This window comes from Corallococcus sp. 4LFB, from assembly GCF_046520365.1.
Lineage (GTDB): Bacteria > Myxococcota > Myxococcia > Myxococcales > Myxococcaceae > Corallococcus > Corallococcus caeni.
Map to the genome: position 1 here is coordinate 1 of NZ_JBKGHJ010000405.1, position 7,760 is coordinate 7,760.

The 7,760-nt window shown below is 71.7% G+C and carries 7 protein-coding genes; 1 reads left to right on the forward strand and 6 read right to left on the reverse strand.

Annotated elements, in window-relative coordinates:
- The 6 genes from ACLEQD_RS32045 to ACLEQD_RS32070 form a co-directional block, all read right to left on the reverse strand.
- A partial coding sequence (locus tag ACLEQD_RS32045; protein WP_410389297.1) for a condensation domain-containing protein occupies positions 1–692 on the reverse strand: 692 nt, incomplete at its 3' end.
- A 12-nt stretch (positions 693–704) separates the two neighbouring features.
- Positions 705–1,940, reverse strand: a complete 1,236-nt coding sequence (locus ACLEQD_RS32050; RefSeq protein ID WP_410389298.1) for an MFS transporter — start codon at positions 1,938–1,940, stop codon at positions 705–707.
- Between the two features lie 94 nt (positions 1,941–2,034).
- Positions 2,035–3,111 carry an ATP-binding protein gene (locus ACLEQD_RS32055; RefSeq protein WP_410389299.1) on the reverse strand — a complete coding sequence of 359 codons (1,077 nt, stop codon included), beginning with the start codon at positions 3,109–3,111 and terminating at the stop codon, positions 2,035–2,037.
- On the reverse strand, positions 3,108–3,581 hold the full coding sequence (locus tag ACLEQD_RS32060; RefSeq protein WP_410389303.1) for an RAD55 family ATPase: 474 nt from the start codon (positions 3,579–3,581) through the stop codon (positions 3,108–3,110). The genes ACLEQD_RS32055 and ACLEQD_RS32060 overlap by 4 nt, the downstream gene beginning before the upstream one ends.
- Before the next feature lie 20 nt (positions 3,582–3,601).
- Positions 3,602–4,576: an RAD55 family ATPase gene (locus ACLEQD_RS32065; protein ID WP_410389300.1), complete on the reverse strand. Its 975-nt coding sequence runs from the start codon at positions 4,574–4,576 to the stop codon at positions 3,602–3,604.
- Between the two features lie 221 nt (positions 4,577–4,797).
- Positions 4,798–6,132, reverse strand: coding sequence for an MFS transporter (locus ACLEQD_RS32070; protein WP_410389301.1), 1,335 nt, complete (start codon positions 6,130–6,132; stop codon positions 4,798–4,800).
- A 167-nt stretch (positions 6,133–6,299) separates the two neighbouring features.
- Here ACLEQD_RS32070 and ACLEQD_RS32075 point away from each other — a divergent pair, with 167 nt between their 5' ends.
- Entirely contained in the window at positions 6,300–7,568 is a 1,269-nt protein-coding gene (locus ACLEQD_RS32075; protein WP_410389302.1) for a serine/threonine-protein kinase, read from the forward strand.
- Positions 7,569–7,760: the final 192 nt, after the last annotated feature.

Here is a 7,760-nt window from a genome sequence, read left to right on the forward strand (position 1 = left end):
CTCAGCGCGGGCGGCGCTCCCTCCAGCCGCTGCTTCCACCACGCGCGCTCGGCCTCCAGGACGTCGCCCGTGAGCGCCTGGCGCTGCCATGCCGCGAAGTCCGCGTACTGCGCCGGCAGCTCCGGCAGCCGGGGCGCTTCGTTCCGCGTGAAGGCGGTGTAGAGCGCGCCCAGCTCGTTCGCCATCCACCCCAGCGACACCGCGTCGCAGACGATGTGGTGCGTGACGAAGAGCAGCGCGTGCTCGTCGGGTGAAAGGCGCGCCAGCGTGGTCCGCACCAGCGGCCCGCGCTCCAGGTCGAACGGCGTGCGGGCCTCGGCCTCCGCGCACTCGCGAAGGGCGCGCTCCCTCTCGGGCGCCTCCCCTCGCGTGGACAGGTCCACCGCGCGCAGGGGCACGTCCAGCGCCGGGGTGATGCGCTGCACCGGCTGGCCGTCCACGGTGGCGAACGTGGTGCGCAGCGATTCATGCCGGGCCACGACGCCCTGGAGGCTCCGCTCCAGCGCGCCCGGGTCCAGCGCGCCCTTCAGCCGCACGAAGAAGTAGACGTTGTACGTGGCGCTCGTGCCCTCCAGCTGCGCCAGGAACCACAGGCGCTGCTGCATGAAGGACAGCGGGAGCGCCTGCGCCCTGGAGACGAGGGGCAGCGGGGCGCGCTTCTTCCCCGGCGTGGCCGGCGAGGAGGTCGTCATCGGGAGGCTCCGTTACACTTCGAAGGCGGCGAAGCCGCGCGAGCGCAGGGCGCGCCGCAGCACGGCGAGGACGAAGAACCCCAGGGCCGCGCTCGCGGTGACCCACCGGATGCCCCAGCGGTCCCCCAGCGCGCCCTGCACCCACACGCCCACCGTGAAGCCCACGAAGAGCAGCATCGTGCTCAGGCTGGCGATGCGCGCCTGGAGCTCGCTGGACACGCGGGCCAGGCACAGCGCGGACAGCCCCGTGAGCGTCAGCATGTAGAGGGCGCCCAGCGCCATCACCGCGACGGCCGCGACCGGCAGCGACGGCGACAGCCAGTACGCCGCCGCCGTCGGGCCAATCAGCAGCAGGCTCACCTCCAGCAGTCGCGCCTTGCCCAGCCGGTCCGCGAGCGCCCCCGCGCCCAGCGCCGCCACCAGCGAGCCCACGCCCTGCGCGGTGACGAGCACCGACGTCGCGCCCGCGTCCAGCTGGAACACCTGGATGGCCATCACCGGCGCCAGCGCCGTGAAGGGCGCGATGCACACCGCGATGGCCAGCGTGCCGCCCAGCGCCACCACCAGCCCCTCGTCCGCGAGCGCCACCCGGAACCCCTGGAGGATGCCCGCCCACAGCCCGCCGAAGTCCGCCGGCTTCCCCGCCGCGGTGGCCCGCACGCGCGTGAGCGACAGCAGCACCGCGCCAAAGGACAGCGTGTTGATGAGCAGCGCCCACGCCACGTCCGCGTGGGCGATGACGAGCGCCCCCAGCGCGGGCCCGCAGATGCGCCCCAGGTTGTTCTGCGCGGCGTTGAGGCTGAGCGCGCTGTGCAGGTCCTCCTTCGGCACCGACACGGCGATGAGCGCGGAGTACGCGGGCGTGAAGAGTGTCACCGCGCAGCCGTTGAGGAAGGAGACGACCGCCACCCAGCGCACCGTCAGCCCCCCCGTGAAGGCCAGCGCCGCCAGCACGCACGCGAGCACCAGCTGCACCAGCGCCCCCACCCCCACCGCCCGGCGCCGGTCGAACCGGTCCCCCAGCGCCCCTCCCAGCGGCGCCAGCACGATGGCCGGCAGGAACGTCAGCGCCGCCACGCCCCCCGTCCACTCCGCCCGCCCCGTGACCTTCGTCACGTACACGCCCAGCGCCAGCACCTCCATCCACGTGCCGATGTTGGACAGCGCCGCCCCGCCCCACAGCAAGGCGAAGTCGTGGTGCTTCAGCGCGCGCAGCGAGGACAGGCGGGACGGACGAGGCGTGGACACACTCGCTTTCTAATTCACCGAGAGCGCCGGGTGTTCACGGACTTCGAAGCTGGTGGGTTTGGATGGGGTTGCGGCGGAATCGTGCAGTGCGGCTTCAGTTCCGCCGGGGCAGACGGAGGGTGAAGGTGGAGCCCTCGCCCAGGGTGGAGCGGGCGGAGAGCGAGCCGCCGTGCAGCCTGGCCAGGGCGGCGGCGATGAAGAGGCCCAGGCCGTGGCCGCGCCCGCGGTCCTCGTCCGCGCGCTGGAAGCGGTCGAAGACGTGGGGCAGGGCGCTGGCGGGGATGCCCACGCCCCAGTCGCGCACGTGGATGAGGACGAGGCCCGGGTTGAGCGTCACGCCCATCTCGACGTGGCGCGACGTGCCGCTGTACTTCACCGCGTTGGACAGCAGGTTGTTGAGCACCTGGCGCAGCCGCTCCGCGTCCAGCATCAGCGGCTCCAGCGGCTCCCCGTCGAGGAAGGTGAAGTCCATGTCCGGCTGGAGGTCGCGCCACTCCTGGATGAGCTCCTGGAGGAAGGGCGTCAGCGCCGTGGGCTGGAGCCGCAGCTCCAGCTTCCCGTCCGCCAGCCGGGAGGCGTCCAGGATGGACGTCACCAGCCCGTTCATCCGGTCCAACTGGCGCAGGACGGCCTCCGCGGAGCGGCGCTCGTCGTCGATGCCGCGCTTCTGCACCTTGCGCAGCAAGAGCTGCGTGTTGAGCCGCGCGGAGGAGAGCGGCGTCTTCAGCTCGTGCGCCACCCAGTTGAGCATCTCCTCGCGCGCCAGGCTCACCGAACCGGACGGCTCGCGCGCGGCCGGGGCGGCGTCCGTCCGTTGCGCCACGCGGTACTGGAGCGCGCTGCTCACGGCCTGCTCGAAGGTGGTCAGGTCCACCGGCTTCGCGAGGAAGGTCTGGGCCGCTTCACGCCCCTGGGGGCGCGCCGCGCTCAACAGCAGGAACGGCACGTCCGAAAGGGTCGGCTCGGAGCGCATGGCGTGCAACAGCTGCATGCCGGTGCGCCGGGGCATCATGTGGTCGCTGACCACCAGGTCCGGCGTCTCCGTGCGCGCCAGCAGCAGGGCCTCCTCGCCGTTGTGCGCGCGGATGACCCGGTGGCCCAGGTCCTCCACCACCTCGGAGAAGACCTCCAGGAGCGCCTCTTCATCCTCCGCGATGAGGACCAGGCTCATTCACCCAGCCCTCCCACGCTGGTCCCCAGCGGGCGGGCCTGCCCGGTCAACAGTCCGACCGCGGAGCGCACCGGGGCGAGCACCTTCACGCCGGTGTCCTTGATCTGGAACTCGCGCAGGTCGGGCGAGTACTCGCTGTCGCGCATCTTGAGCACGGACATGATGCGGTGCATCTGGCCGTGCAGCTCCACGTAGCGCAGCAGCAGCAGGTTCTCTCCCAGGATGGCGACCGGCGCGTCGTTGAAGTCCAGCTCCGTGCCCACGATCTTCGGCACCTCGCGGGTGAAGAGCGAGGTGACCCCCCGCATCCGCAGCCGCATCGCGAGCGAGGCCAGGAAGGTGCGCCGCCGCCCGGGGTCGATGATGGACAGCTCCAGGTCGGTGAGCCCGTCCAGCACCAGCCGCTGGACCTTGAGCGCGTCCACCTGCCGCAGGATGTCCCGCACGAGCACGTCCGCCTCGAACTCCATGGGGGGCACGTACCGCAGCGTCAGCCGCCCTCGCTCAGCAGGGGATCCACGTCCAGCCCCACGCGCTTGGCGCGCGCCATGAGCATGGCCGGCGCGTCGAAGAAGGAGACGAAGAGCGACCGCTCGCCGTGGCGCGCGGCGTCCGCGGCGAAGTGCGTGGCCAGCAGCGTCTTGCCAATGCCCATGCTCCCCGCGAGCATCGTCGTGCTGAGCTCCGGAAGCCCCCCGTGCATCAGCGCATCCAGCTCCGGCAGCCCGAAGCCCTTGCGCTTGAGCGTGGGCGGCTCGTCCCGGAACTCCAGCGGCACGGCCTCCAGCCGCGGGATGAACTCCACGCCCTCCTCGTGGATGGTCATGGTGTGCTCGCCCGTCAGGTGGGGCCGGCCGCGCAGCTTCACCACCTCCACCCGGCGCACGCGGCGCGAGCCGTGGACCTGCACGGACAGGGACACGATGCCGTCCACCGTGGTGGCCTCCGGCAGCGCCATCAGCCGCTCCAGCGGGTACTCCGTGGTGAACAGGCCGATGCAGTTGCTGGCCGCCAGGCCGATGCCCAGCTCGTAGAGGAACTCGCGCAGCCGCGCCTCGTCCTGCCAGAGGTCCCGGATGGAGCGCAGCCCGTCGATGAAGAGCATGGCCGCGCCGCGCTCGCGCACCGTCTGCAGGAGCAGGTCCCGCGCCTCCTTCGGGCCCCGCTTGAGCGAAGAGTAGGCGCTGATGATGAAGAGCTTCTCGCCCAGCACCTCCGGCTTGAAGAACTCGAAGCTGGACAGGGCCCCCATCAGCTTGTCGTGCGGCTCCGAGGTGACGGTCGCCAGCACCACGGGAATGCCGCGCGCCGCGGCCAGGAAGGCCACCTGGCTGCACAGCACCGTCTTCCCGGACCCGGGCGTGCCGGTGACGATGAAGGACTGGCGCGGAGGGATGCCTCCGCCCAGGAGGGCGTCGAAGCTGGGAATGCCGCTCTGGAAGAGGGCGGACTCACTGCTGGGCATGCCGGGTTCCGTCGGTCGGCGGGGGAACATCGCGCGGGGCTTCCGCCGCTCGAAAGCACGCGCCGGGACAAGATGCGCACGGGGAACAGGGCCTGCCCGGGGCGCCCTTCATTTTATTGCCGCATAACCGACACATCCGGCGGGAGCCATCACGGCGAACCCGGGGGCCCGGCGTACCGCCAACCGGTCAACACCTCTGGCGTGGGGCGGGCGGGCGGAGGTCAGCGGGAGGGCGTGGGCGGAGGGGCCGCTTCGCTGGCGGTGAAGCCCCGGAAGCGCAGCAGCGCCACCCCGAGCCCCACCGCGCAGACGCCGGAGACGTAGTGCGCGGGCGCGAGCGGGCTCTCCTTCATGGCCAGCGTGACGGCGAGCGGCGTGAGGCCGCCGAACAGCGCGTAGGCCACGTTGTAGGAGAACGACAGGCCGGAGAAGCGCACCGCCGGGGGGAAGGCCTGCACCATCACGGCGGGCACCACGCCCGCGACGCCCACGCAGAAGCCCACGCCCGCGTAGAGCGGCACCAGGTGCTCGGGAGAACTCGCCACGCCCCGGTAGAACAGCTGCGCGGCGACGAGCAGCACGCCCGCCCCGATGGCCATGGCCCGCGTCGCCCCCAGCCGGTCCGCCAGCAGCCCGTAGCAGACGCAGCCCACGGTGAGCGTGAGCGTGGCCACGCTGTTGGCCGCCAGCGCCCGCGCGGGCGGGATGCCGTGCAGCTGCTGCACCAGCGTGGGCGTCATCAGGATGACCACCACGATGCCCGCCGTCAGCACCCAGGTGAACATCATGGACACGACGACGGCGGGCCCGTGGCCCCGGAGCGCGGCCTTGAGCGGCAGCTCCGCCACCAGCGCCTTCTTGCGCCGCATCTCCTCGAAGACGGGCGTCTCCTGGAGCCAGCGGCGCAGGAACACGGCGAGGAAGCCGAACACGCCGCCCACGACGAAGGGCACGCGCCAGCCGTACGCCATCACCTGCTCCGGCGTGAAGACGGTGTTGACCGCGGTGGCCACCAGCGACCCCAGCAGGATGCCCAGCGTGAGCCCGGAGGTGAGCGTCCCGCACGCCAGCCCCACGCGCTGCTCCGGCACGTGCTCGGAGACGAAGACCCACGCGCCCGGCACCTCCCCACCCACCGCCGCGCCCTGGAGCAGCCGCAGCGTGAGCAGCAGCAGCGGCGCCGCGTACCCCGCCGTGGCGTACGTGGGCAAGAGGCCCATGCACAGCGTGGGCACCGACATCAGGAAGACGCTCAGCGTGAACATCCGCTTGCGCCCGGTCCGGTCCCCGAAGTGCGCCATCACGATGCCGCCCAGCGGCCGCGCCAGGTAGCCCGCCGCGAACAGCCCGAACGTCTGCAGCTGCCGCAGCCAGTCCGCCGTCTCCGGGGGGAAGAACAGCCGCCCCATCACCCCCGTGAAGAACACGAAGATGATGAAGTCATAGAACTCCAGCGCGCCCCCCAGCGCCGCCAGGCCCAGGGTGCGGACGTCCTGGGCGGACAGGGGACGGGGAGCGGCCAGCGGGGACGGGGTGTCGGAGGAGGGGGTCGCCATGCGCGGGAGGACCGGGAGGATATGCCGGGACACCCGCCCGGGCCCCATCCGTTACGTTGTTAAATTGTATTCACCGCAAAACCTGTTGACACCGTGTGCGAAACTTGTGAGCCGGGCGCGTCATCGGTATCTTCCCGGAATTACGAGTTCCGTCCGGGGAGTACAATTTGGACAGGGTTGATACCGCGACGCCTCCGCCGGCCACACCCGGAGTGGACAGCCGCTTCGGGAAGTACCGCATGGTGCAGCGGCTGGCCGCGGGCGGCATGGCGCACATCTTCCTTGCGACGCTGGACGGGCCGGACGGCTTCTCCAAGGCGTGCGTCATCAAGCGCATCCTGCCGGAGTACGCGAACCTGGAGCCCTTCGCGCGGATGTTCGCGGACGAGGCGAAGGTGGCGGCGCTGCTGACGCACCCGAACATCGTGCAGGTGTTCGACTTCGGGAAGATCGACGGCCAGTACTACCTGGCGATGGAGTGGATTCAAGGCCAGTCGCTGGACCGCATCATGCGGCACGCGGCGGCGGCGAACATGCCGCTGGGCCCGCGCGTGACGGTGGACGTGGGCATCGCGATGTCGGACGCGCTGACGTACGCGCACGCGAAGACGCTGTCGGACGGGACGCCCCTGAAGCTGGTGCACCGGGACATCACGCCGGGCAACGTGCTGGTGTCGCGCGACGGCATCGTGAAGCTGGCGGACTTCGGCATCGTGAAGAGCTCCGTGAACCTGGAGCGCACGGTGGCCGGGGTGGTGAAGGGCAAGTACGCGTACATGTCCCCGGAGCAGATCACCAACCGGGAGCTGGACCACCGCTCGGACCTGTATTCGCTGGGCATCGTCCTCTACGAGCTGTCCACGGGGCGCCGGCTGTTCAAGCGCGACACAATGGAGGCCACCATCGTGGCCGCGTCGCAGGGGGACGTGCCGCCGCCGTCGAAGGTGGCGCCGGGCTTCCCGCCGGAGCTGGAGCGCATCCTGCTCAAGCTGCTCGCGAAGGACCCGGCGCAGCGCCACCAGACGGCGCGCGAGCTGCACGACGAGCTGGAGCGCTACCGCACGGCGCAGCACTGGACGTCCGGCGGCCGGGAGCTGGCGACGCTGATGGCCACGCTCTTCCCGCCGGATGCCTCCGGCCGGGTGTCCACCGCGGTGGCGGTGCCGGGCTCCATGCCGGGCTCCTCCAGCCTGGTGGGTTCGGGCGTCTCCAGCGCGCCGCGGGCCGCGGGGCCGGAGCACGCGGTGGACCTCCAGGAGTCCAGCGCGCTGGTGCCCACCGGCGTGCTGCCCCGGAGCACCGGGACGGGGTCCACCACGGGTGTCCTCCCGACGCCGGAGCAGGCGGCCGCGCCCGGAGCGTTCCCCTGGGGGCTGGCCGCCGCGGCGGGCGTCGCGCTGGTGGGCAGCGCGGTGTTCTGGCTGTTCATCGCGTGAAGGGCGGGCGCACCGTGTCGTCGTGGGAAGCGGGACAACGAACGTGAAGAATCAGAAGACCTGGATCGCCGTCATCCTGCTGGGTGCCGTGGCCGTGAACGCCGGGGCGTACCTGATGGTCCGCTCGCGCAAGGCCGCGCAGCCGGAGCCCGTCGCCACGCGGCCCCCCGTCCCCACGCCCGACGTGGCCCC